The organism is Methylobacterium sp. E-016, assembly GCF_022829745.1.
Classification (GTDB): Bacteria; Pseudomonadota; Alphaproteobacteria; order Rhizobiales; family Beijerinckiaceae; genus Methylobacterium.
Genome location: NZ_JAKSYF010000015.1, coordinates 1 through 22,047 on the forward strand (window position 1 = coordinate 1; position 22,047 = coordinate 22,047).

Sequence of the window (22,047 nt, forward strand, 5' to 3'; positions counted from 1 at the left end):
CGAGATCGGCTGGGCGCCGTCCAAGACCTTCGAGCAGGCGCTGGAGGAGACCGTGCGCTGGTACCTCGACAACGCGGCCTGGTGGCGCCCGATCCGCGAGGGCCGCTACGCCGGCGAGCGCCTCGGCCTCGCCCCGGCCGCGCCCGCCGCGACGGGCGGCGCCTGAATGGACATCCTCGTTCTCGGCGGCGCCGGCCAGGTCGGCACCGAGCTGCAGGCCTACGCCTGGCCGGACGGCGTCCGGGTCCACGCGCCCGACCGCGCCGCCCTCGACATCACCGATGCGGAGGCGGTGGCGGCCCGGATGGCGGAGCGCCCCTGGGGCGCGGTGATCAACACGGCCGCCTACACCGCGGTCGACAGGGCCGAGGCCGAGCCGGTGGCCGCCTGGCGCCTCAACGCGCTGGCGCCGGCGATCCTCGCCGCCGAGACCGCGCGCCACGCCGTCCCGCTGGTGCAGGTCTCGACCGACTACGTCTTCGACGGCACGCGCGACGGCGCCTACCGGCCCGACGACCCGATCGCGCCGCGCAGCGTCTACGGCGCGAGCAAGGCCGGGGGCGAGCTGGCGGTGCGGGCCGGCAACCCGCGCCACGCGATCCTGCGCACCGCCTGGGTGGTGAGCCCGCACCGGGGCAACTTCGTGAAGACGATGCTGCGGCTGTCCGCCGAGCGCGACCGGCTCATCGTGGTCGACGACCAGCACGGCTGCCCGACCTCGGCGGCCGACCTCGCCGCGGCGCTGGCCGCCGTCGCCCTGCGGATGGCGGGCGACGCGGGGGCGCCGACCGGCACCTTCCACTGCGTCAACGCCGGGACGACCACCTGGCACGGTTTTGCGCAAGCCATCGTCGCCGGCAGCGCCCGCCGCGGCGGCCGCTCGGTGCCGGTCGCGGGCATCCCCACCAGCGCCTACCCGACCCCGGCCCGGCGGCCGGCGAACTCGGCGCTCTCGACCGAGAGCCTGAACGCCGCCTACGGCATCGCGATGCGGCCGTGGCAACAAGCTCTCGACACCATTCTCGACCGGCTGATCGGGCCGGTCACAACGGAGGCCTTCCGATGAAGGGCATCATCCTGGCCGGCGGCTCCGGCACGCGGCTGCATCCGGCGACGCTGTCGATCAACAAGCAGCTGCTGCCGGTCTACGACAAGCCGATGATCTACTACCCGGTCTCGGTGCTGATGCTGGCCGGCATCCGCGAGATCCTGATCATCTCGAGCCCCGAGCACCTCGACAACTACAAGCGCCTGTTCGGCACCGGCGAGCAGTTCGGGCTGCGCTTCGCCTACGCGGTGCAGCCGAGGCCCGAGGGGCTGGCGCAGGCCTTCCTCATCGGCCGCGAGTTCGTCGGCGACGATTCCGTCGCCTTGATTCTCGGCGACAACCTGTTCTTCGGCGCCGGCATGACCGAGCTGCTAGCGCGCGCCGCCGAGCGCAAGGCGGGGGCGACGGTATTTGCCTACCACGTCGAGAACCCGCAGGCCTACGGCGTGGTCACGCTCGACGCGGCCGGGCGGCCGTTGCGGCTGGTCGAGAAGCCGGCCGAGCCGGAATCGACCTGGGCGGTGACCGGCCTGTACTTCTACGACAATCAGGTGCTCGACATCGCCGCCGCGGTGATGCCCTCGGCGCGGGGCGAGCTCGAGATCACCTCGGTCAACGAGGCCTATCTCGAGCGCGGCCAGCTCCACGTCGAGAAGATGTCCCGCGGCTACGCCTGGCTCGACACCGGCACGCACGACAGCCTGCTCGAGGCCTCCGAGTTCGTGCGCACGATCCAGCACCGCCAGGGGCTGCAGGTCGCCTGCCTGGAGGAGATCGCGTTCGAGCAGGGCTTCATCGGCCACGAGCAGCTCGTCGCCCGCGGCGAGCTGTTCAAGAAGACCGCCTACGGACAGAACCTATTGCGATTGGCACGCGAGAACCCGGCGGCGTGAACTCGGGTTCAGTGAACCGCCGGGCCGCCGTCACTGCTTGCTGCAGCCGATGCAGATGCCGCGCATGAGCTGATCGTCCTTCTTCTCGTTGGCCGTCCGCGTCTCCCGGTCGCCCAATCTACCCTCGCCGGCGGCGCCCGGGCGCGGAACGGTCTGGCCGACGCTCGAGGTGTTCGGCGCGGTGATCGTCGTGGTCGGCCCGCCGCCCGTTCCCGTCTGGGCCTGGGCGAGCGCTTGGCCCGACCATGACGCAGCCACAGCGGCGGCGAGGGCGAAAGCGGAAATTCCGTGGGTTCTGGACATCGTCGGCTCCTTGTCCCGGCGTAACGCGGGCGACGGCGTGTCGGTTCGACCCGCGGGGCTGGGCGTCTGCGGCGCACCTTTGCAGTCGGGCCTGCGCCGCCGTATCAGGACCGGCCTTCGCCGCGTCGCGACGCGCCGCCGGCGGACGAACCCGCACGCCGAACTTCCGGAGCCGACACCGCGATGCGGGAACCGAACGCGATCGATTTCTGGCGCGGGCTCGCCCTGGTCACGATCTTCATCAATCACGTCCCCGGCAACACCTTCGAGCGCTACACCTACTCGCAGTACGGCATCTCGGACGCGGCCGAGCTGTTCGTGTTCCTGGCCGGCTGGTCGATCGGCATCGCCACCCGCGGCCGCGACGGCACGCCCGAGCCGCGCCTGCGCTCGGTCCTGCGCCTCCTGTCGCGCACCATCGAGGTCTACCGGGCGCAGCTCGCCGTGATGGTGATCGCGCTGGCGATGATCGCCGGCACCGCGCTGGTCTTCGACAACCCGCTGATCCTCGAATGGCACAATGCCGGCGGGTTCTTCGCCGACCCGATCCAGACCGTCGTCGGCATGGTGCTGCTCACCCACCAGCTCGGGTTCTTCAACATCCTGCCGCTCTACGTGGTGCTGCTCGGGATCGCCCCGGTCTTCGTGCTGATCGCCCGGGAGAGCCGGCTCCTCGCCCTCGGGCTCTCGGCCGGCCTCTACCTCGCCAGCCTCGTCGAGGAATGGAACCTGCCGTCCTGGCCCGGACAGGGCGACTGGTTCTTCGATCCGTGGTGCTGGCAGCTGCTCCTGGTGCTCGGCTTCGTCCTGCAGGACTGGAACCGCACCTCGGGCACGCTGCGGCTGTGGTCGCGCCGCCTGTTCCCCCTCGGGATCGCGATCGTCGTCCTCGGGATCGTGCTCTCGGTGCTGGAGATCCGCCCCGATCCGATGCTGGTGCCGGACCCGCGACTGCTGTTCAGCTTCGACAAGACCTACTTGACGCCGGCGCGCCTGTTACATTTCGTGGGCGTCCTTCTCGCATTCGGCCCGGTCTACGGTATCATCGCGCCCCGCATCCCCTTGATTGTCGGGTATCTTGCGAGCCTGGGCCGGAATTCCCTGGCCGTGTTCTCCATGGGATCGATCTTGAGCCTCGGCGGCCAGCTCCTGCGCTTTCGGACCGGCGGCGGATTGATCGTCGACATGATCGTGCTCGCCGTCGGCATCGTCGGCCTCGGCGCGACCGCATGGTTCGTGGAATGGCGCGGCCGAAAAGTCCGGGTGGCGTCGTGAGGGCCGCCGCGATGCGCCGGATCGCCGCCGCCCTGCTCCTCGGCCTCATCGCGAGCGCCCCCGCGGATGCGCAGGACGCCCCTCGCGAGGCCGCGCCCCGGTCGAGCGGCGCTCCCATGATCGTGTCCCCGCCCTCCGGCGCCGCGGCCAAGGAGGCGGAGCCCGCCGATCCCAGCCTGTCGCCCGAATGCCGCGTGCCGGGCTCGCAGCTCTACACGCTGGCTCAGCTCGAGGCGGTGAAGGCGGCGATCCTGAAGAAGCGCCCGGTGCGGGTGCTCGCCATCGGCGGCAATGCCGCGCCCGGCGCGTCCGCGACCTACCCGGTCAAGCTCGAGACGGCGCTGGAGCGCGCGATGCCCAACGTCGACGTGGTGATGGAGTATCGCGGCCTCCAGGGCGAGATCGCCTCGGGCGCGGCGGAGCGCCTGCGCAGCATGGTGGCCGACGTCGAGCCGGACCTCGTGATCTGGCAGGTGGGCACCCACGACGCCCTCGCCCGGGTCGAGCTCGACGCCTTCACCGACGCCCTCACAGAGACCGTGAGGTGGATCAAGTCGCACGACATCGACGTGGTCCTGGTCGATCCGCTCTACACCGCCAGCCTCGCCGCCGACGCGTACTACACCAGCATCGTCCAGTCGGTGCGCACCGTGGCGACGAGCGAGAAGGTGCCGCTGGTGCTGCGCTACGACGCGATGCGCTACCTCGCCGGGCGCAGCGACAAGGGCGAGGGCCACATGCTCGGCCAGCAATTCCGGCTGAACGACCTCGGCCTGCGCTGCATGGCCGAGCATGTCAGCCGGGCGATCACGCTGTCGCTGCAGCAGCCGGACGCCACCGGCAGCGCGGCCGCGCCGCCGCGCGAGACGTCCGGCACCGTGGGCGCGGCGGTCGCGCCCCCCAGGCCGTGACGGCGCCGGCCCATTAACCCCGCCGCAACGGGGCCCGGGTTAGGGCTCGGGTCCGATCCGCGCGGTGCGGAACCGCGCGGTCGAGGGAGGCGGAGATGGCGGCGGCGACCCTCGGCTCGGCCGTCCGCCGCCTGCGCATCGCCGCCACCGGCCCGGCCCGCACCGCCCTCGACGTGTTCGCGATCCGCATCGCCTCGGCCGGTTTCGCCTACGGCGCGCAGGTGCTCACCGCCCGGATGATGGGCTGGCAGGAATACGGCGTCTTCGCCACGGTCTGGGTCTGGACCGCGATGATCGGCCATTCGGTGACGCTCGGCCTGTCGCAGGGCGCCTGCCGCTTCCTGCCGGTGGACCAGGCCCGCGGCGACCTCGACCACGCCCGCGGCTACCTCGTGGCCGGCGCCGTCGCGATCGGCGGTGCGGCCCTGGCCGTCGCGCTGCTCGGAGCCGCGGTGCTGACGCTGTGGCCGGGCTGGGTCGCCGGGCCCTACCGCGCGCCGCTCCTCGTCGCGGCGCTCGTATTGCCGCTGTTCGCGCTCCAGGATTACTTGGAAGGCCTCGCCCGCAGCCAGAACTGGGCGGTGCTGGCGATCGCGCCGCCCTACCTGCTGCGCCAGACCGTGATGATGGTCGCGATGGTCGCCGCGATCCTGCTCGGCGCGCCGGCCGAGGCCTGGGTGGCGATGGCCTGCATGCTCGCCGCCGCGATCCTCGCCGTCGCGATCCAGGCCGGGCTGGTGCTGGCGCGGATGGCGCGCACGCTGCCCCGGGGCCCGCGCCGCTACCGCTGGCGGCACTGGCTCGGCGCCAGCCTGCCGATCGCGCTGATCGACCTGGCCAATGCCGGCTTCACCTTCGTCGACGTCGTCGTGCTCGGCTTCCTGATGCCGCCCTCCGCCGTCGGCCTGTACTTCGCCGCGACGCGGATCCAGCAGTTCGTCGTGTTCGTCCATTTCGCCGCCGTCGCCGCCACCGCGCAGCGCTTCAGCGCGGCGCACGCGGTCGGCGACCGGGACACGCTCGCCTGGCTGGTGCGCCTGCAGGGCCGCGGCACGTTGGCCGCCACCGCCCTGGTGGCGCTCGGGGTCGTCGCCGCGAGCCCGCTGCTGCTGGCGATGTTCGGGCCGCAATTCTCCGACAGCATCCCGATCCTCGCGGTACTGGCCGCCGGCAGCGTCGCGGCGAGCCTGTTCGGCCCGGGCGAGGACCTGTTGACCATGCTCGGCGGCGAGCGGCTCTGCGCCGGCATCACGCTGGCGATGCTGGCGGTGGCGGTCGGCGCCTGCCTCGTCCTCGTGCCGCCGCTCGGGGTGATCGGGGCAGCGCTGGGGATGGCGCTGACCACGGTCCTGCGGGCCGGCATCCTCGCGCTGGCGGCGCGGCGCGTGCACGGCCTCGCGACCCCGGTCTGGGCCGGCCTTTTCGCGATGGGCGCCCGATGATCCGGGTCGCATCGCCCGTCCCCGCGATCGAGGCCGGGCCGTCCGACGCGCCGCGTCCCGAAGAATGGGACGACCTGTTCGGCCGCGCGCGGGCGCCGCATCCGCATTACGCGCGCCACGTCGTCGAAGCGCACCAGCGGGCGGGCCTCGGCGCCGAGGCCCTGCGTTTCGTCACCGTCCGCCGCGAGGGACGGCTCGAGGCCGCCCTGCCCTACCGGATGGTGCGCGATCTCAGCGGCCTCGGCGGGCGCGTCGCGCGGCCCTTCCTCTCGCCCTTCGTCACCGCGACGGCGCCCCTCGTCGCCGACGGGCCGGATGCGGTGTTCGACGCCCTCGTCGCGGGCCTCGGCGCGGCCTCGGGCGGGCGCGCCTGGCGCTGGCCGCTGCTGTCCCTCGACGGGCCGGCCGGTGCCGGGCTCGTCGCCGCCATGGACCGCGCCGGCTGGCGCCGGGCCACGGTGGCCGCCTTCGAGCGCCCGGTGCTCGACCGGCGCGCGAGCCACGACGCCTTCCTCGCCAGCCACCCGCACAGGGCCCGCCTGAAGGACCTGCGCCGCCGCGCCAAGCGCTTGAGCGAGGCCGGCGCGGTGACGTTCGAGACGGTGGCCTCCGGCCCGGGCCTGGAGCGGGCGGTCGCCGCCTTCCTCGCACTGGAGCGCGCGGGCTGGAAGGGCGCGACCGGCTCGGCGATGGCCTGTCGCCCGGAGCACGCGGCCTTCGCGTGCGCGCTGTTCGGGCCGACGCACGGGCCCGTCCGGGCGCGCGCCGACATCCTGGCCGTCGACGGCAGGCCGGTCGCGATCAGCCTCGCGCTCACCGGCGGCGGCACCGCGACGCTGCTGAAGACCGCCTACGACGAGGACCGGCGCGCCTGCGCCCCGGGCCTGCTGCTCGAAGCTGAGATCGTGCGCGCCTGCCACGAGACCGCCTTCGCCGACCGGCTTGATTCGGCGACGCTCGCGGGCTCGGCCCTGGAAAGCCTGTATCGCGAGCGCGAGCGCGTCGCCGAGATCATCGCGATGCCGCCGGGCCGCGACGCGCTCTCGCTGGAGCGGCGCGTCCGCCTCGCCCGCTTCGAGCACCGCGCCCGCGACGCGGCGCGGCGGCGCCTCGGCCGCTGAGGCGTCTTCTTTGCAGTCGCGTTTTCTTCACGCGATCCGGCCTCCATCGCGCTCGAAAACGCGTCACGTGCGCCGGCGGTGCCGGCCGTCGAAGAAGGCGGGGTCCGTCAGCCCGGCGGCGAGCACGCCGAACAGCCCGAGATGCAGGCCGAGCGCGGCGGCGCCGACGCTCTGCAGCGACCACAGCGGGAGGGCGCCGCCCGCCATCAGCGCCGGGCCCGCGACGTAGGCGACCGCCCGCCAGCCCGAGGCCGGCTGCCCGAGGCGCCACCAGCACGCGGCGAGCGCCATCGCGGCGAAGCCGCCCTTGATCACGGCCATGGCGCGGATCACCCGCACCAGATCGGGATCGATCGCCGTCGCCGGGGCGCGCGCGACGATCAAGCCCGCGGCGGCGAGCGCCAGGACGGTGCCGAGGGCGAGCAGCCCGCGCGACGCCGGCATGGCCGGCCATGCGCGCTGGCGAAAGGCCGACGCCTCCGGGCGCGGCATCGTCGACGTCCACATCGGAAACCTCCGCGTCGTTCGATCGGGATAGGGCGACGGGGCGCCGGGCGAAAGCCGCCTCGGGACCTCAGCCCGGCGGGATCACCTCGATCTGCAGGCCGCCGTAATAGGCCGCGAGGTTGGCGATGTCGGCGTCCGACAGGTCCTTCGCCACGACCGACATCACCGGGTTCTGCCGCGTCCCGTCGCGGTACTCTGTCAGCGCCTTCACCAGGTAGATCTCGACTTGGCCGGCGAGGTTGGGGGCCTCGGGCAGCTTCGAGAGCCCGTCCATGCCGTGGCAGGCCTGGCAGGCGGTGGCCCGCTTGCGCCCGGCGGCGGCATCGCCCGCTTGGACGGCGACGGGCGCGAGGGCGAGGATCAGGACGAGGAGGGATGGGCGGAGCATGGGGTGACCGGAAGCATTCTCGGGGGGACTCAGACAGCGCGTGCGCCGCGCTGGGCGACGCAGGCTCGGCGCGTTCTCCCTCCCCCTACGCGGGGGAGGGAAGAGGGTGCACGGCCCTCGACGGCCGATCGCCCTATTTCGCGTCGCCTTCGTACGAGATCCGGTAGATCGCCCCGGCCGCATCGTCGGAGACCAGGAGCGAGCCGTCGAGCAGCACCGCGACGTCCACGGGGCGGCCGAGATACTCGCCGTCGCCGGTCAGCCAGCCCTCGGCGAAGGGCTTGGGCGCGCCGACCTTGCCGTCGGAGACGGGCGCGAACATGATCCGCGCGCCCACCGGCTCGGTGCGGTTCCACGAGCCGTGCTCGGCGATGAAGAGGCCGCCGCGATAGGCCTGGGGGAACTGCTTGCCGTTGTAGAAGGTCAGCCCGAGATCGGCCGCGTGCGGCGGCAGCTCGGCCGCCGGCGCGACGGCGTCGGCCGGCGGCGTCTGGTCCTTGTACTCGACGGTGCGGACGGCGCCGCCGCCGAACCACGGGAAGCCGAAGTTCTCGCCGGCCTTTGTCGCGTGGTTGAGCTCGCCCGGCGGCTTGTCGTCGCCCATGCCGTCGACCTGGTTGTCGGTGAACCACAGCGTCTTGTCGGCCGCGAAGTCGATGCCGACGGAGTTGCGGATGCCGGTGGCGTAGACCTCGCGGTTCTTGCCGTCGGCGTCCACGCGCACGATGCCGCCGATGCCGTGCGTCCGGTACAGCTCGAGCTTCTCCGGCGCCGGCACGTTGTAGGGCTGGCCCAGCGCGATGTAGGTCTTGCCGTCGGGCCCGACGCGGCAGACCCGGGCGGTGTGGTTGTAGCTCTCTTCCCCAGCCGGGATCAGCTCGCCCTGCTTGACGACGATGCCGGCGGCGACGTCCGGGTTCTCGTAGAAGAACTCCGCCGCGGGGAAGGACAGCACCCGGTTCTGCTCGACGACCGTCAGCACGCCGTCCTTCGAGAAGCAGACGCCGTTGGGGATCTTGAAGTCGATGCCCGGCGCGAAGGCGCGGACCTCGTCGGCGACCCGGTCCTTGTCGCGGTCGGTGACGGTGTAGACCTTGGTCTTGCGGGTGCCGACGAACAGCACGCCGGCATTGGGGCCGACCGCGATCGAGCGGGCGTCGGGCACGATCGCGTAGACGTCGATCTTGAAGCCCTCGGGCAGCTTGATCCTGCCGAGCGTCTTGCGGATGGCGTCGGCCTTGCGCCCGGTCTGCGGGATCTCGGGCGCGGGCGCCGTGTTCGTGCTCTTGAAGCCCTGCAGCTTCTCCAGGTCGTCCGCCTTCGCCTTGGTCTCGGCGGGGGACGCGCCCTGCGCCAGGGCGGAGGTCGCGAATCCCGAGGTCGCGACGGCCGCGCTCGACAGGAGCGCGGCGAGAATCACCGATCGCATGGGGACCGATCGCATGGGGCTTGCCTCCCGAAACCGCCCCTGCAACCGGGCGTTGGCGGGAAGTGTATGCCGCGCGCCCGCATCGGCAAGGCCGCGTCGTGACGCGGCCGCATCACTGTCTTGGCAAACGCCCCTCGCCCCTGTCGCCTCAGGCGACCTTGCGCGGCACCAGCCGCTCGCTGCCGAGGGCGGCCTGCGCCCCCGATACGCCGGCCTCGGTGTACTCGGCATCCTCGTTGACCCGCCAGACGTCGTGGCGGCGATGGCCCGCGACGATGTTCTCGACGGTGAGCATCGCCGTCATCATCGCGTGGTCCTGGTTGTTGTACTTGTGCATGCCGTTGCGGCCGACGAGGTGCAGCGTCGGGAAGTCCCGCTCCAGCTCCATCCGCACCAGCGCGACGTTCTCGGCATAGGTCTCGTCGTAGACCGGGTAGGCCTTGGGCTGGCGCACGACGCAGGCGTCGACCACGTCGGCCGGGTCGATCAGGCCGATCTGCCCGATCTCGCGCTTGGCCAGAGCGACGAGGTCGGCATCGCTCGCGGTCCAGAGGCCGTCGCCCTCGAAGCAGAAATATTCGAGCCCGAGGCAGGTATGGGCCTCGTCGGGCACCATCTCGGGCGACCACGAGCGGAAGTTCTGCACCCGCCCGACCTGCACCGAGGGATCGTGGATGTAGATCCAGTTGTCGGGGAAGTTCTTCTGCGACTTGGCGATCAGCGCCACCGTGACGAAGTCGCGATACTGCAGCGCGCGCGCCTGGAAGGTGCTGATCGACCGCGGCGTGATCGCGTCCACGAGCTCGCGCACCGGCGCCGAGGAGATCACGTGGCGCGCGGTGAAGGTCTCGCGCGTGCCGTCGCCGCGAACCGCCGCGACGCGCCACAGGCCGGCAGCGGGGTCGAACGACAGGCCGTCGACGCCGCGGTCGAGCAGAACCCTGCCGCCCTGCGCGGCGATCTTCTCCGCCGCCGCCTCCCACATCATGCCGGGGCCGCGGCGGGGATAGCGGAACGACTCGATCAGCGTCTTGATCACCGGCTCGCCGGCCTTGGGCTTCGCCCGGATCCCGAGGGAGCGCTTCAGCGCGTCGCGGATGGCGGCGCCGAGGTCGAGGCCCTTGATGCGCTGCGCGGCCCAGTCGGCCGAGATCGCGTCGCAGGACATGCCCCAGACCTTCTCGGTGTAGGTCTTGAAGAAGATCGAGAACAGCTTCTCGCCGAACTGGTTGCGGACCCAGCCGTGGAAGTGCTTCGGCGCGGCGATCGGCCGGGCGCGGGCGTAGAGGTAGGACAGCACGCAGGCGGTGCTGGTGAGCAGCCCGAGATTGCGCAGGGCCTCGAAGGCCTTCAGCGGGTAGGCGTAGTACTTGCCCTGATAGTAGATCCGCGACAGGCGCGGCCGCTCGATGAAGTCGTCGGGCAGGAGCTCGTCCCAGAGGTCGACCACGGCCTTCGACTTCGAGAAGAAGCGGTGGCCGCCGATGTCGAACAGGTAGCCGTTGTGGCTCACCGTGCGCGAGATGCCGCCGACCTGGGTCGAGTCGCGCTCCAGCACGGTGACGTCGCGACCCTGCTTCGACAGCAGGTAGGCCGCGGTGAGCCCGGCGGGGCCGCCGCCGATCACCAGCGTCTCGGTGTGGTGACTCATCCGCTGCCCCGACCCGTCCTGAACGGGCGGAGCCTGCGCCCGACGTGGTTAAGGAAACCTCCCATGGCGACGGCCTTGACCGCCCGTTAAGCGCGTTCGCGGCAGGGTCGCGCGAGCGGAACGAGACCCGTCGCGGCCGGAGCGGCCGGCGGGCACCGGAGAGGCGCGATGGCGGCCACAGCTTCGTTTCCGGCCCGGAAGCCGGCACGCCTCGATGCGGGGACGATCCTGTGGCTGCTGGTGCTGTTCTGCGCGGTCACGCTGTATCCGCCGGGCGACGTGATCGAGACGATCCGGCACCTGCGCGTGCCCGACACCGACGACGCGATGCGCCTCGTCGAGGCGCGCGACCTCGCCGCCGGCCAGGGCTGGTACGACAACGTCCAGTACCGCTTCCTGCCGCCGGGCGGCGTGCCGAGCCACTGGTCGCGCCTGCTCGACGCGCCGCTGGCCGGCCTGCTCCTCGTCTTGACGCCCCTGCTCGGCTCCGGGCTCGCCGAGGGGATCGTCGCGGCGTTCTGGCCGCCGCTGCTGTTCGTGGTCTACGCCGCGGTGCTGTGGACCGGCGTGCGCACGACCTTCGGCAAGCGGGCGGCGGTGCTGGCGCTGCTCGCCGCGACCCAGACCTTCGGCGTCACCGTGCAGTTCGCCGCCGGCCGGATCGATCACCACAACCTCCAGATGATCGCGATCCTCGGGATGGCCATCGGCCTGATCCGTGGCGGCGGCCGGGCCGGAGCCGGAGCCGGGGCGCTGGCGGCCCTGTCGCTGGCGATCGGGCTCGAGGGCCTGCCCTCCGTCGCGCTCGGCGCGCTGTTCGCCGTCGGCGACTGGGTGCTTCGCGGGCGCCCCGCCCTGCCGGCCTTCCTCGGCTTCGGGATCGGCCTCGGGCTGGCGGCGCCGCTGCTGTTCGGGGCGCAGACCGCGCCGCATCTCTGGGGCGCGACCGCCTGCGACGCGCTCTCGCCGCCCTGGCTCTGGCTGGCGGCCGGCGGCGGCGCGGCCGCGCTCGCTTGCGCCGGGCTCGACCGCCGGGTCGGCTCCGTCGGCGGCCGCCTCGCGGCCGTCGCGGCCACCGGCGCCGTCCTCGTCGGCGGCTTCGCCCTCCTGTTCCCGGTCTGCCTCGGCGGCCCGTTCCCGGGGATGACGCCGCTGGTCCGCGACCGCTGGCTGCTCACGGTGAACGAGATGTCCTCGGTGCCGAAATTCCTCGCCGGCCGGCGGTGGGAGGTGCTGGTCTACTATCCGGTGCTGGCGCTGGCGGCGCTCGCGGCGACCTGGGCGGCGTTCCGGGGACCGGCGGCGCATCGGCGCGCCTACGGCGTCGCGGCTCTGCTGCTGTGGCCGGGGCTGGTCATCGGCTGGTTCCAGTTCCGCGGAATCTACGTTGCCTCCGGGTTGATCCCACTGGTGGCGGGTCCGGCGCTCGCCCGCGGCCTGGCGCTGGCGGCCGACCGCGCCGCCGCGCCGCGCCTGCGCCTCGGCCTCGCCGCGCTCGGGGTCGGGCTCATCAGCACCGCCTGGATGATCCCGGTCGTGGTGGCCGGCCTGATCCGGGACGGCGGCGACACGTCCGCCACGGCCGCGAGCTTCGCCTGCCAGGCCGACGACGCGGTGACGCCGCTGGCGGCCCTCCCCCCCGGCACCGTGCTGGCGCCGATCGTGATGGGGCCCTCGATCCTGATGCGGACGCCGCACGCGGTGGTCGCCGCACCGTATCACCGGGCGGTTCCAGGGCTCACCGCGGCGATCGAAGGGCTCGGCGGCAGCGAGGGCGACCTGCGGCGGCAGGTGGCGGCGCACGGCGTCCGCTACGTGGTCGCCTGCCGGGTACGGCCGGAGGCGGATCTCGACGGCCCCGCCTTCGCCACGCGGCTGATGCGCGGCGAGGCGCAGGCCGACTGGCTCAAGCGGCTGCCGCTCGGCGGCGACGTCCTCGCGGTGTGGCGCGTGCGCTGAGCTACTTCACCACGCGGTCGAGCTTGTTGTTGACGAAGAAGTACAGCTCCTTCGCGCCGGGCTCGGTGTAGAGCACCTGAACCTCGCGGCCGGCGCGGCCTTCCCCGACCAGCACGTCCACCGGCGGGCGGCCCTTCAGCCGCACGAGGTCGCACTCGCCGATGCCCGGCTCGATCGCGGCGGCGCTCGCCGGGGCCGGACCGGTGCAGGATCCGTCCGGCGCGAGCACCGGGCCGGTGAAGGTCGCCGCCGCGGGCACGCGCGGCGGGATCGGCACGATCTCCGAGGGCGCGGGCGGGGATGTCCGCTCGGTCACGGTGCAGGCGCCGAGGAGGGCGGCCGCGATCAGGCCGGCGCCGGCGAGGGTCCGCAGATCTGGCAACGTCACGGCGCCTCCTTGCGCTGCGGGTTCGGGGCCGTCGCCTCGCGCGCCTTCAGCGCGGCGGCGTAGAGGGCGGAGACGTCGCGCTTGAACGCCGCCCGGGCATCGGGGCGGGAATAGAACATGTGCCCGCCGGGGTACACCGCCAGCGAGAGCCGCGGCTCCGCCCCGTAGGACGGGATCTGGTCGATCAGTAGCTTGGAGGCGAAGTACGGCGTCACCAGGTCGGTGAAGCCGTGCGCCACCAGCACGCGGACGTTGCCGTCGAGCGCCAGCACGCCGCGCAAGGCGCCGACCGCCTCCGGCGCGGAGCGGCCGCCGCCCCAGCTCCAGCCTCGGTTCACGGCCGTGTTCAGGAGCTCGTAGCGCAGGTTCGTCACCCGCCAGTTCAGCGTCTTCGCGTAGAGGTCGATCATCGCGCTGGTGAGCGGCGCCTGGAGCGCGGTGAGCAGCGGGTCGTCGAAGCCGGAATGCGCCGCGGTCGGGTCGGGGTCCCATCCCGAGACGCCGGTGTCGTAAGCGCTGGCGACGCGGCCCGACGCGCGGTCGACCTCGCGCTGGACGCTGCTCGAGGACAGCCGGCCGCCCTGCGCCTTGACGAAGGCCGGGTCGAGCCCGGTCAGCGCGGCGACGCGCTCGGTCAGGCGCGCCACCGCCGGCGCGTCGTCGGGCCCCTTGAGCAGGTCGGCGAGGTAGGCACCGGTGGCGTAGCGCTCAGTGTCGGCCAGGGTCTCGCGAGTCGGCACGGTGCCGGCCCGCTCCAGGGCGCCGGCCGCGTAGGAGGGCAGCCGCAGGACGTTGCCCCAGGGGTTGGCGCGCGGGGGCGCCAGGGTGCCGAAATCGAGCACCGGCGACAGCAGCACGAGGCCCGACAGGCCGACGCCGATGTCCTCCTGCAGCTTGGCCGCGATGAGCGGTCCCCGGAAGCCGCCGTAGCTCTCGCCGACGTAGAATTTCGGGTCGCCCATCCGGGTGTTGACGCGCAGGTAGCGGGCGATCGCCGCCGACAGCACCGAGGCGTCCGACTCCACGCTCCAATACGCCTTGCCGTCGCCGTCCGCGGCGCGGCTGTAGCCGGTGCCGACCGGGTCGATGAAGACGAGGTCGGTGAAGTCGAGCCAGGTGCCGTCGTTCGGCACCAGCGCGACCGAGCGCGACGGGCTGATGCTCGCGCCGTCGGCCGGCAGGCGCCACGGCCCGATCGCGCCGATGTTCAGGTAGGCGGAGGCCGCCCCCGGCCCGCCGTTGATCGCGAAGGTGATCGGCCGCACCGTCCCGGCCGCCGCGGGCCGGGTGTAGGCGACGAAGGCGATCTCGGCCTGCAGCTTGCCCGATTCGTCGACCAGCGGCAGGCTGCCCGCGGTCGCGGTGAAATCGAGCTTCTGGCCGTTGGGAAGCGTGACGCTCTGCTCGGTGGTGACGTCGGGCGGGAGCTTCTTTCCCTCCGGCGCGCGCGCCTCGGTGGGCCCGCGCTGCGGCGCCTGGGCCGCCGCCGCAAGCGGGACGATCGCGAAGAGAAGCGCGACGAGTGCCGCGAACCCCCTCCCCCCTCTGCGGGGGAGGGTGGCCCTCGCGTCAGCGAGGGCCGGGAGAGGGGCGCGACCTCTTCGGATACGGCGCTCCCCTCTCCCCCTCTGCTCCGCAGGGTACCCGCCCCCGCAAAGGGGAGAGGGAAGAACGCGCGCCATTTTCATGATCGGCATGGTCGGTCCTGCATTCCAGTCGCGGGGGAGCGTCACGCCTTCTTCAGCCAGCGGCCGCCGTCGTCCTGCTGCCAGTAGGCGACCGCGTGGCCGGCGGCCTTGGCGGCCTTCCACTGCTCGCGGGCGCGCAGGAGCGCATCCTGGTCGGTGCCGTCGAACAGCACGCAGATCCGCTCGTAGTCGCCCGCATCCGGCGGCAGGTCCGCACCCTCGACGAGGAAGCGGATCGCGGCGGCGTTGGGGTTGGTGTCGCGCAAGGTCAGCACCACCGGCTGGCTCGCCGCGTCGGGCTCGCGATCGGTGCCGTGGGGCAGGAAGCTGTCGTCGCGGAAGGTCCAGAGGTGATCGTCCAGCGCCTGGAGCCGTTCCTCGCTCGCCGCCTGGATCGCCGCCTGCCAGCCGCGCTCGCGCGACTTCTCGACGAGGTTCGGCAGCACCGCTTCGAGCGGCTGGTTCTGGAGATGGTAGAAGAGGATGTCCGTCACGCCCGCTCAGATAGGCCGCTGGGCGCGCTTTGCACAGCGCGTCATCGGCGCACTCACCCGGGCAGGATGACGTGCGGGACGAACAACGCCGCGTCGGTGGTGATCGGGCCGGCCGCCTCGCGCAGGCCGATCCCGACGCAGGCGTCGCCGACGATCCAGGCGCCGACGAGGGCGTGGCGCCCGTCGAAGCACGGCAGCTCGGCGAGCGCCTGCCGGACATGGCCGCCCGCGCCGTAGGTGCCGTGATCCTGCGCCAGCACCGCGCCGTCGCGCACCATCAGGACGTTGGCGCCCTCGCGCGAGAACAGCGGCTTCTTGACGAACGAGGTGCCGAGCCGCGCCTTCTGCGGGTCGTCCTCGAAATAGGCCGGCAGCAGGTTCGGGTGGCCGGGCTCGCGGGCGTAGAGATGCGGCAGCAGCCCCTTGTTGGACAGGACCGCCTTCCAGGGCGGTTCGAGGAACCGCGTCGGCGTCGCGGCGAGCGCTTCGCCGAACGCATCCGCGAACGCCCATTCCCACGGGTAGAGCTTGAACAGGGTCGCGATCGGCGCCTCCGTCCGGTCGACGAAGGCGCCGCTCGCGGCAAGGCCGATATCGCCGAGGTCGAGGAAGCGGGTCGCGAGGCCGGCCTGGCGCGCGCAATCCTCCAGGTAGGCGACGGTGCCGCGGTCCTCGGGCGCGTCGGCGTAGGCCGCCAGGGCCAGGCAGGTGCCGCCGACCGCCCGGAACCGCTCGATCAGGCGCTCGTGCACGGCGTTGAACTGGTCCGAGCTCGCCGGCACCCGCCCGAGCCGCAGCAGGTCCTCGAGCCAGAGCCACTGGAACACCGCGGATTCGTAGAGCGCGGTCGGCGTGTCGGCGTTGTATTCGAGGAGCTTGGCCGGGCCGGTGCCTTCGCCGCCGTAGGCGAGGTCGAGCCGCCCGTAGAGCGAGGGGTCGCCGCGGCGCCAGCTGGTGCGCACGACGTCCCACATCGCCTCCGGGATCGCCAGGGAGGCCAGGATGCGCGCGTCCTCAACCGCGTCGGCGACGAAGGCGAGGCACAGCGCGTGGAGCTCGGTGCCAGGCGCCTCGATGTCGCGCTCGATCTCGCCGAGCGTGAAGGCGTAGGCGTAGGCGTGGCTCTCGTCCCAGTAGGGCGCGCCGTCGAGGGTGTGGAAGGTGAAGCCGTTGGCCCGCGCGCTCGCACGCCAGCCCGGCCGCTCGCCGATCGCGATGCGGCGCATCAGCCGCCGCTCCCGTGACCCGCCATCCCATGGGAGGCGAAGCCCCGGCCGGTCGCGCCGAACCCGCCGAAGGCGGCCGGGCGCACCGCGGACAAGGCGACGCGCGCGCGCGACGACGCACCGCCGCTCCCGGTGACGACGCGGCCGCCCCAGCTCGTGCAGTAGCCGCCCGATCCGGAATACGCCGCCCCGGCCTGGCCGGGGCGATGATCGTAGACGGGCTGCGGCGCGAGGGCCTGCTCGATCCGGCGGCCGATGACGTAGCCGGCCAGCATCGGCACGAAGCGGCCGGCCGCGCTCGTCGCCACGGCGGTTCCGTCGACGCAATGCCCGGTGCCGTGATGCCCCTCGCAATCGGCCAGGGAGAGGTAGCGCGGCGCCGCCTCCGGATAGGCCGCCAGCGCCGTGGCGTAGGTGCTCCGGCAATCGGTCTCCGTCCGAATGCCGCCGCGGATGCAGGCGTCGGGACCGCCGTAGACCAGGACGTCCTCCTCGCGCTGCGAGGGATCGTACCGCCCGAGCGCGAGGGCCGTGGCGCCGGCGCCGGCGACGAGGACGAGCGCGACGGTGGTCGAGCGCTTCGAGGACCGTTCGATGGACGAGGCCATGATCGTTCGGACCGTCTCGGACGGCCCGGCTCCCTGGCGGCAGAACGCCGCGAGGCCCGGATGTAGGAACGCCGGCGGCCCTTGAGAAGATCGTCCAGCTTCGCCGGCCGGCCCCGCCGCGGCGCCCGATGCGCGATCCGCGACGCCTGGCGCCGCTCGCTCGGCGGATCACGATCGCGGGCTCGTCAGTAGGTTATGGCCGCCGCATCGATCACGCCGCCGCCGGCGAACGAGGCCGAGGCGAGCAGGATCGCCGCGGCGCCTTCGCCCGCCGCGATCCGCCGGGACAGGTCGGGCAGGACGATCCGGACCAGGAAGTAGATCAGGATCTGCACGACGAGGGCGACGAGGTCCCAGATCACGCAGTCGAGGGCCGATTGCGCGTTGTAGATCGCCACGGCCAGCGGCAGCGCGTAGCCGAGCAAGCTGCCGCCGAGCGCGGTGGCGGCGGCGACGTTGTTCGCCCGGATCAGCGCGATCTCGCGGTGCGCCGTCGCCGTCAGGTAGACGCCGAGGTAGAGCGCCACGAGCCCGCAGGCGATGGCGCCGTAGCCGAGGAAGGCGGGCAGCCCGGAGATCGAGGTCATCGCGGGCGGTCCCGCCTCACACCAGGCGGCTCTGCTCGATCGCGGCGCCGACGAAGCCCTCGAACAGCGGATGCGGCGCGAAGGGACGCGACTTCAGCTCCGGGTGGAACTGCACGCCGATGAACCACGGGTGGCCGACATGCTCGACCGTCTCGGGCAGGAGCCCGTCCGGCGACAGGCCGGAGAAGCGCAGGCCCTTGGCCTCGAGCCGCTCGCGATAGGCCATGTTGACCTCGTAGCGGTGGCGGTGGCGCTCGGAGATGTGGGTGCTGCCGTAGATCCCGGCGATCTTCGTGTCGGGGTGCAGCGTCGCATCGTAGGCGCCGAGCCGCATGGTGCCGCCGAGGTCGCCGGCGGCCGCACGCTGCTCCAGCTCGTTGCCGCGCAGCCACTCGGTGAGCAGGCCGACCACCGGCTCGGCCGTGTCGCCGAACTCGGTCGAGTTCGCGTCCGGCACGCCGGCGAGCGACCGGGCCGCCTCGATCACCGCCATCTGCATGCCGAAGCAGATCCCGAAATACGGGATCTTCCGCTCGCGGGCGAAGCGCGCCGCGCGGATCTTGCCCTCCGCCCCCCGCTGGCCGAAGCCGCCGGGCACCAGGATGCCGTTGATGCCTTCGAGGAACGGGGCCGGGTCCTCGCGCTCGAACACCTCCGCCTCGATCCATTCGAGGTTGACGCGGCAGCGATGGCTGATGCCGCCGTGGATCAGCGCCTCGGTGAGCGACTTGTAGGCGTCCTTCAGGCCCGTGTACTTGCCGACGATGGCGATGGTGACCTCGCCCTCGGGGTTCTTCACCCGCTCGGAGATCGTGCGCCAGCGCGACAGGTCCGGCTCGCCGTCGTGGGCGAGGCCGAAATGCGCGAGCACCTCGCGGTCGAGGCCGGCCTCGCGGTAGGAGAGCGGCACGTCGTAGATCGAGGCGACGTCGCGCGCCTCGATCACCGCGGTCTCGCGCACGTTGCAGAACAGCCCGAGCTTGCGCCGCTCGTCGGCGGGTATCGGCCGGTCGCAGCGGCAGAGCAGGATGTCGGGCTGGATGCCGATCGAGCGCAGCTCCTTCACCGAGTGCTGCGTCGGCTTGGTCTTCAGCTCGCCGGCGGACGGGATGTAGGGCAGCAGCGTCAGGTGCACGAAGGCGGTCGAGCCGCGCGGCAGGTCGTTGCCGAGCTGGCGGATCGCCTCGAAGAACGGCAGGCCCTCGATGTCGCCGACCGTGCCGCCGATCTCGACGAGCACGAAGTCGAAGGCGTCGTTGCCGTCGCGGACGAAGTCCTTGATCGCGTTGGTGACGTGCGGGATGACCTGGATCGTCGCGCCGAGGTAGTCGCCGCGGCGCTCCTTGGCGATGATGTCCTGGTAGATCCGGCCGGTGGTGATGTTGTCGGCGCGCGTCGCAGGGACGCCGGTGAAGCGCTCGTAATGCCCGAGGTCGAGGTCGGTCTCGGCACCGTCGTCGGTGACGAAGACCTCGCCGTGCTGGGTCGGGCTCATCGTGCCCGGGTCGACGTTAAGGTAGGGGTCGAGCTTGCGCAGGCGGACCGAGTAGCCGCGCGCCTGGAGCAGCGCCGCGAGCGCCGCCGAGGCCAGACCCTTGCCGAGCGAGGAGACCACGCCGCCGGTGATGAAAACGTACCGCGTCATGGGCCTCGGTCCATAGAGAAGGCTGGGCGATTCGCCAAACGGCATGCCACCCGCACCGCGCGATTCCCACGGAATTCGCACAATGCTGGATTGGGCCGGCCTAGGGCGGGAGCGTTAAGTTTCCTTTGCCCGATCGAACGGCGCGGCTGCGTCGTTCCGATTCGATCGCGGCGCTCAACGCGACTGGGGCGCGTCCGGAACGGCCGGCTGTGCCGGAGTCGGGGCCGGGGCCGCCGGCGCGGCGGGCGCCGCCGGGGTGCCCGCAGCCGGGGCGTTGTTCTGCCGGCGCAACGTGTCGAGCAGGTTGTCGGCGCCCGCGGGCTGGCCGGCCGGCTGCGTCGTGCCGTTGGCGCGGTCGAGGATCGATTTCGGCGCGGCGGAGCGGTGCGACATCACCGCCAGCGTCAGGCTGGTGACGAAGAACAGGGCGGCGAGGATCGCGGTGGCCCGCGTCAGCGCGTTGGCCTGGCCGCGCCCGGTCATGAAGCCCGAGACGCCGCCGCCGCTGCTGCCGGCGCCGAGGCCGAGCCCGCCTTCGGACCGCTGCAGCAGCACCACGCCGATCAGCGACAGCACGATGATGAGATGGACGACGATCAGGACGGTCTGCATCGGAATTCCGGAATCGTTCTTGCGCGCGCCGGTCCCGGGAGCCGCTCGCTGGGACGGGGAGCCGGACACGACGGCCGGAGCTGCATCGCACCGGCTACAAATCTGCCGGGGGCATACACCACAAGCGTGCGGGCGCCAAACGTGACGATCGGCGCGCCGATGTCAGCCGCCCGGCTCCCCGGACGATCGCTCCGCGTGCTCAAAGGCGGGCGCGAAGAGCGGCGCTTCGGATCGGCCGCCTCGGAGCGGAGGATGACGCCATGCCCATCTCACGCCGCCTCGTGCTCGCCGTGGCGCTCGCCGCCTCCGTCGCCCGGGCCGCCCCGGCGGGCGCGGCGGGACCGGAGGCCGAGGTGGAGGCGGCGGTCGACGCCCTGACCGCGGCCCTGCTCGCGCCGGACGCGGCCACCCTCGACGCGCTGGTGCTCGACGGCCTGAGCTACGGTCATTCGAGCGGCGCCGTGCAGGGCAAGGCGGCCTTCGTCGACGCGCTGACGAGTGGGCGCTCCGCCTTCCCGAGCATCGTCCTGTCGGACCGCTCGGTCTCGGTCGTCGGCGAGGACGCCATCGCCCGGCACGTGTTCAGCGGCGAGACGACCTCCGGCGGCAAGACCGCGCCGGTGCGCATCGGCGTAATGCAGGTCTGGCACCGGGACGGCGGCCGCTGGCGGCTGCTCGTCCGGCAGGCCTACAAGATCTGAGCGGGCGCGGATCGCTCAGGCGTAGGCGGCGCAGATTCCCAGAAAATCCTCGGCGACGAGGCTGGCGCCGCCGACGAGCGCGCCGTCGACGTTCTCCACCGAGAGCAGCTCGCGCGCGTTGCCGGGCTTGACCGAGCCGCCGTAGAGGATGCGGATCTTGGCCGCCTCCTCGCCGACGAGCTTGTCGAGCATCTCGCGCAGGGAGGCGTGGACCTCGGCGATCTCGCGCGCCGTCGGCGTGCGGCCCGAGCCGATCGCCCAGACCGGCTCGTAGGCGATCACGGTGTCGGCGCCGGTCGCGCCCTTCGGCGTGCCGATGGCGAGCTGCGCACGGACGATGTCGAGGGCCCGGCCCTGCTCGCGCTCCTCCATGGTCTCGCCGACGCAGATGATGCCGCACAGGCCGGCGCGCCGGGCGCCCAGGGCCTTGGCGTGGACGCCGTCGTCGGTCTCGTGGTGGTAGGCCCGCCGCTCGGAATGTCCGACGATGACGTAGCGCGCGCCGAGGTCGGCCAGCATCTCGGCGGAGATCGAGCCGGTGAAGGCGCCGCTCGGCTTGGCATGGAGGTTCTGGCCGCCGATGGCGATCGACGAATCGTAGGTCGCGGCGACGCAGGCCGAGATCAGCGTCGAGGGTGGGCAGATCAGCAGGTCGATCGTCTCGGCGAGCGCGGGGGACAGGCCGGTCCGCACCGCGTCGACCACGGGGATCGAGGCCCGGGTGCCGTTCATCTTCCAGTTGCCCGCAACCAGGGGCCGCCGTCCCGAACGCATCATCGATGTCCCTGCCGTCCCAAACGCCTGCCGGCGCACGCGTGGGCCGGGGCTACCAGAGCCCGCATGAGGGCGCAAACCGGATCGGCCGCGCCGGGAGACGATCCGCGACGAAGATCACCCGGCCCCCGCTCCGGGGACGGGCGGCATGCCGAGACGCGATGGATCGAAAGAACCGAGGACACCCGCGCGGGGGATGCCGGCGAGGCGGAGGGGCGATAGGCCGAAAACGGCTACCTTATGTTAGATCGGCCTTAATTCCTGACATGCGATCACGGCGCATGCGCGGTCCACGGACATTCCTTCAGGCGAGAGGCGGAGCGACGGCGGTCGAATTCGCTCTCGTCGCGCCGATGCTGCTGTTGACGATCGCCTTCGTCATGGCCGTCGCCCTGGT

Annotated in this window: 22 protein-coding genes and 1 pseudogene; 9 read left to right on the forward strand and 14 right to left on the reverse strand. The window is 72.6% G+C overall.

The genetic code is table 11. The annotated features are described in order from the left end of the window. The 3 genes and pseudogenes from MKK68_RS00840 to rfbA all read left to right on the forward strand — a co-directional run. Positions 1-166: pseudogene (locus MKK68_RS00840) on the forward strand (dTDP-glucose 4,6-dehydratase); the annotation flags it as partial. Beyond that, positions 167-1,066: a dTDP-4-dehydrorhamnose reductase gene (gene rfbD / locus MKK68_RS00845; RefSeq protein WP_244027645.1), complete on the forward strand. Its 900-nt coding sequence runs from the start codon at positions 167-169 to the stop codon at positions 1,064-1,066. Then, the gene (rfbA, locus tag MKK68_RS00850) at positions 1,063-1,941 is read left to right on the forward strand and encodes a glucose-1-phosphate thymidylyltransferase RfbA (RefSeq protein WP_244027669.1); all 879 of its coding nucleotides are present in this window, start codon (positions 1,063-1,065) and stop codon (positions 1,939-1,941) included. The genes rfbD and rfbA overlap by 4 nt, the downstream gene beginning before the upstream one ends. A 30-nt stretch (positions 1,942-1,971) precedes the next feature. Here the strand turns inward: rfbA and MKK68_RS00855 are convergent, their stop codons facing one another. Continuing rightward, on the reverse strand, positions 1,972-2,244 hold the full coding sequence (locus tag MKK68_RS00855; protein ID WP_147729422.1) for a hypothetical protein: 273 nt from the start codon (positions 2,242-2,244) through the stop codon (positions 1,972-1,974). Positions 2,245-2,427: 183 nt separating this feature from the next. On the opposite strand from MKK68_RS00855, the gene MKK68_RS00860 reads away from it, so the two are divergent. The 4 genes from MKK68_RS00860 to MKK68_RS00875 all read left to right on the forward strand — a co-directional run bounded on the left by MKK68_RS00860 (position 2,428) and on the right by MKK68_RS00875 (position 6,993). Beyond that, positions 2,428-3,519 carry an OpgC family protein gene (locus MKK68_RS00860; protein ID WP_147729421.1) on the forward strand — a complete coding sequence of 364 codons (1,092 nt, stop codon included), beginning with the start codon at positions 2,428-2,430 and terminating at the stop codon, positions 3,517-3,519. Positions 3,520-3,530: 11 nt separating this feature from the next. Then, positions 3,531-4,430: an SGNH/GDSL hydrolase family protein gene (locus tag MKK68_RS00865; protein WP_243933955.1), complete on the forward strand. Its 900-nt coding sequence runs from the start codon at positions 3,531-3,533 to the stop codon at positions 4,428-4,430. Between the two features lie 95 nt (positions 4,431-4,525). Beyond that, the gene (locus MKK68_RS00870) at positions 4,526-5,872 is read left to right on the forward strand and encodes a lipopolysaccharide biosynthesis protein (protein WP_244027671.1); all 1,347 of its coding nucleotides are present in this window, start codon (positions 4,526-4,528) and stop codon (positions 5,870-5,872) included. Beyond that, on the forward strand, positions 5,869-6,993 hold the full coding sequence (locus tag MKK68_RS00875; protein ID WP_147859628.1) for a GNAT family N-acetyltransferase: 1,125 nt from the start codon (positions 5,869-5,871) through the stop codon (positions 6,991-6,993). Before MKK68_RS00870 ends, MKK68_RS00875 begins: the two co-directional genes overlap by 4 nt. A 63-nt stretch (positions 6,994-7,056) precedes the next feature. On the opposite strand, the gene MKK68_RS00880 is transcribed toward MKK68_RS00875, so the two are convergent. The 4 genes from MKK68_RS00880 to MKK68_RS00895 form a co-directional block, all read right to left on the reverse strand. Further along, on the reverse strand, positions 7,057-7,500 hold the full coding sequence (locus tag MKK68_RS00880) for a hypothetical protein (protein WP_244027673.1): 444 nt from the start codon (positions 7,498-7,500) through the stop codon (positions 7,057-7,059). 67 nt (positions 7,501-7,567) lie between these two features. Further along, on the reverse strand, positions 7,568-7,888 hold the full coding sequence (locus MKK68_RS00885; protein ID WP_147728826.1) for a c-type cytochrome: 321 nt from the start codon (positions 7,886-7,888) through the stop codon (positions 7,568-7,570). 133 nt (positions 7,889-8,021) lie between these two features. Next, positions 8,022-9,317 (reverse strand): PQQ-dependent sugar dehydrogenase, encoded by a 1,296-nt coding sequence (locus tag MKK68_RS00890; protein ID WP_147728825.1) that lies wholly within the window; start codon positions 9,315-9,317, stop codon positions 8,022-8,024. A gap of 148 nt (positions 9,318-9,465) precedes the next feature. Then, a complete protein-coding gene (locus tag MKK68_RS00895; protein WP_147728824.1) occupies positions 9,466-10,968 on the reverse strand; it encodes an NAD(P)/FAD-dependent oxidoreductase in 1,503 nt (500 codons plus the stop codon). Between the two features lie 168 nt (positions 10,969-11,136). On the opposite strand from MKK68_RS00895, the gene MKK68_RS00900 reads away from it, so the two are divergent. Beyond that, entirely contained in the window at positions 11,137-12,927 is a 1,791-nt protein-coding gene (locus MKK68_RS00900) for a hypothetical protein (protein WP_147859626.1), read from the forward strand. Position 12,928: 1 nt separating this feature from the next. Here the strand turns inward: MKK68_RS00900 and MKK68_RS00905 are convergent, their stop codons facing one another. The 8 genes from MKK68_RS00905 to secG all read right to left on the reverse strand — a co-directional run bounded on the left by MKK68_RS00905 (position 12,929) and on the right by secG (position 20,175). Beyond that, entirely contained in the window at positions 12,929-13,315 is a 387-nt protein-coding gene (locus tag MKK68_RS00905) for a hypothetical protein (protein WP_147728854.1), read from the reverse strand. After that, positions 13,312-15,012 carry a S10 family peptidase gene (locus MKK68_RS00910; protein WP_244027680.1) on the reverse strand — a complete coding sequence of 567 codons (1,701 nt, stop codon included), beginning with the start codon at positions 15,010-15,012 and terminating at the stop codon, positions 13,312-13,314. The genes MKK68_RS00905 and MKK68_RS00910 overlap by 4 nt, the downstream gene beginning before the upstream one ends. A 32-nt stretch (positions 15,013-15,044) precedes the next feature. Then, complete coding sequence (locus MKK68_RS00915) at positions 15,045-15,497, reverse strand: DNA polymerase III subunit chi (RefSeq protein ID WP_147728855.1); 453 nt, start codon at positions 15,495-15,497, stop codon at positions 15,045-15,047. A gap of 53 nt (positions 15,498-15,550) precedes the next feature. After that, positions 15,551-16,723, reverse strand: coding sequence for a glutathionylspermidine synthase family protein (locus tag MKK68_RS00920; protein WP_244027682.1), 1,173 nt, complete (start codon positions 16,721-16,723; stop codon positions 15,551-15,553). Further along, positions 16,723-17,331 (reverse strand): DUF1190 domain-containing protein, encoded by a 609-nt coding sequence (locus MKK68_RS00925; RefSeq protein ID WP_244027684.1) that lies wholly within the window; start codon positions 17,329-17,331, stop codon positions 16,723-16,725. The genes MKK68_RS00920 and MKK68_RS00925 overlap by 1 nt, the downstream gene beginning before the upstream one ends. A 185-nt stretch (positions 17,332-17,516) precedes the next feature. Further along, complete coding sequence (locus MKK68_RS00930) at positions 17,517-17,918, reverse strand: DUF350 domain-containing protein (RefSeq protein ID WP_244027691.1); 402 nt, start codon at positions 17,916-17,918, stop codon at positions 17,517-17,519. 16 nt (positions 17,919-17,934) lie between these two features. After that, positions 17,935-19,563 carry a CTP synthase gene (locus MKK68_RS00935; RefSeq protein WP_147729175.1) on the reverse strand — a complete coding sequence of 543 codons (1,629 nt, stop codon included), beginning with the start codon at positions 19,561-19,563 and terminating at the stop codon, positions 17,935-17,937. 174 nt (positions 19,564-19,737) lie between these two features. Next, positions 19,738-20,175, reverse strand: coding sequence for a preprotein translocase subunit SecG (gene secG / locus MKK68_RS00940; RefSeq protein ID WP_244027693.1), 438 nt, complete (start codon positions 20,173-20,175; stop codon positions 19,738-19,740). Positions 20,176-20,435: 260 nt separating this feature from the next. Between secG and MKK68_RS00945 the strand changes: the two genes are divergently transcribed. Further along, complete coding sequence (locus tag MKK68_RS00945; RefSeq protein ID WP_244027701.1) at positions 20,436-20,876, forward strand: nuclear transport factor 2 family protein; 441 nt, start codon at positions 20,436-20,438, stop codon at positions 20,874-20,876. Between the two features lie 15 nt (positions 20,877-20,891). Here MKK68_RS00945 and tpiA read toward each other — a convergent pair whose 3' ends face one another. Then, positions 20,892-21,653 carry a triose-phosphate isomerase gene (gene tpiA / locus MKK68_RS00950; RefSeq protein WP_147728023.1) on the reverse strand — a complete coding sequence of 254 codons (762 nt, stop codon included), beginning with the start codon at positions 21,651-21,653 and terminating at the stop codon, positions 20,892-20,894. Positions 21,654-22,047: the final 394 nt, after the last annotated feature.

Excerpts from the sequence above, each read along its gene's own strand:
- tpiA (WP_147728023.1), bottom strand. The coding sequence starts at position 21,653 with ATGATGCGTTCGGGACGGCGGCCCCTGGTTGCGGGCAACTGGAAGATG.
- MKK68_RS00895 (WP_147728824.1), bottom strand. The coding sequence starts at position 10,968 with ATGAGTCACCACACCGAGACGCTGGTGATCGGCGGCGGCCCCGCCGGG.
- MKK68_RS00930 (WP_244027691.1), bottom strand. The coding sequence starts at position 17,918 with ATGACCTCGATCTCCGGGCTGCCCGCCTTCCTCGGCTACGGCGCCATC.
- MKK68_RS00865 (WP_243933955.1), top strand. The coding sequence starts at position 3,531 with ATGCGCCGGATCGCCGCCGCCCTGCTCCTCGGCCTCATCGCGAGCGCC.
- MKK68_RS00920 (WP_244027682.1), bottom strand. The coding sequence starts at position 16,723 with ATGCGCCGCATCGCGATCGGCGAGCGGCCGGGCTGGCGTGCGAGCGCG.
- MKK68_RS00925 (WP_244027684.1), bottom strand. The coding sequence starts at position 17,331 with ATGGCCTCGTCCATCGAACGGTCCTCGAAGCGCTCGACCACCGTCGCG.
- MKK68_RS00870 (WP_244027671.1), top strand. The coding sequence starts at position 4,526 with ATGGCGGCGGCGACCCTCGGCTCGGCCGTCCGCCGCCTGCGCATCGCC.
- MKK68_RS00910 (WP_244027680.1), bottom strand. The coding sequence starts at position 15,012 with ATGCCGATCATGAAAATGGCGCGCGTTCTTCCCTCTCCCCTTTGCGGG.
- MKK68_RS00935 (WP_147729175.1), bottom strand. The coding sequence starts at position 19,563 with ATGACGCGGTACGTTTTCATCACCGGCGGCGTGGTCTCCTCGCTCGGC.
- MKK68_RS00875 (WP_147859628.1), top strand. The coding sequence starts at position 5,869 with ATGATCCGGGTCGCATCGCCCGTCCCCGCGATCGAGGCCGGGCCGTCC.
- MKK68_RS00900 (WP_147859626.1), top strand. The coding sequence starts at position 11,137 with ATGGCGGCCACAGCTTCGTTTCCGGCCCGGAAGCCGGCACGCCTCGAT.
- MKK68_RS00880 (WP_244027673.1), bottom strand. The coding sequence starts at position 7,500 with ATGTGGACGTCGACGATGCCGCGCCCGGAGGCGTCGGCCTTTCGCCAG.
- rfbD (WP_244027645.1), top strand. The coding sequence starts at position 167 with ATGGACATCCTCGTTCTCGGCGGCGCCGGCCAGGTCGGCACCGAGCTG.
- MKK68_RS00860 (WP_147729421.1), top strand. The coding sequence starts at position 2,428 with ATGCGGGAACCGAACGCGATCGATTTCTGGCGCGGGCTCGCCCTGGTC.
- MKK68_RS00885 (WP_147728826.1), bottom strand. The coding sequence starts at position 7,888 with ATGCTCCGCCCATCCCTCCTCGTCCTGATCCTCGCCCTCGCGCCCGTC.
- MKK68_RS00945 (WP_244027701.1), top strand. The coding sequence starts at position 20,436 with ATGCCCATCTCACGCCGCCTCGTGCTCGCCGTGGCGCTCGCCGCCTCC.
- MKK68_RS00890 (WP_147728825.1), bottom strand. The coding sequence starts at position 9,317 with ATGCGATCGGTGATTCTCGCCGCGCTCCTGTCGAGCGCGGCCGTCGCG.
- MKK68_RS00855 (WP_147729422.1), bottom strand. The coding sequence starts at position 2,244 with ATGTCCAGAACCCACGGAATTTCCGCTTTCGCCCTCGCCGCCGCTGTG.
- rfbA (WP_244027669.1), top strand. The coding sequence starts at position 1,063 with ATGAAGGGCATCATCCTGGCCGGCGGCTCCGGCACGCGGCTGCATCCG.
- secG (WP_244027693.1), bottom strand. The coding sequence starts at position 20,175 with ATGCAGACCGTCCTGATCGTCGTCCATCTCATCATCGTGCTGTCGCTG.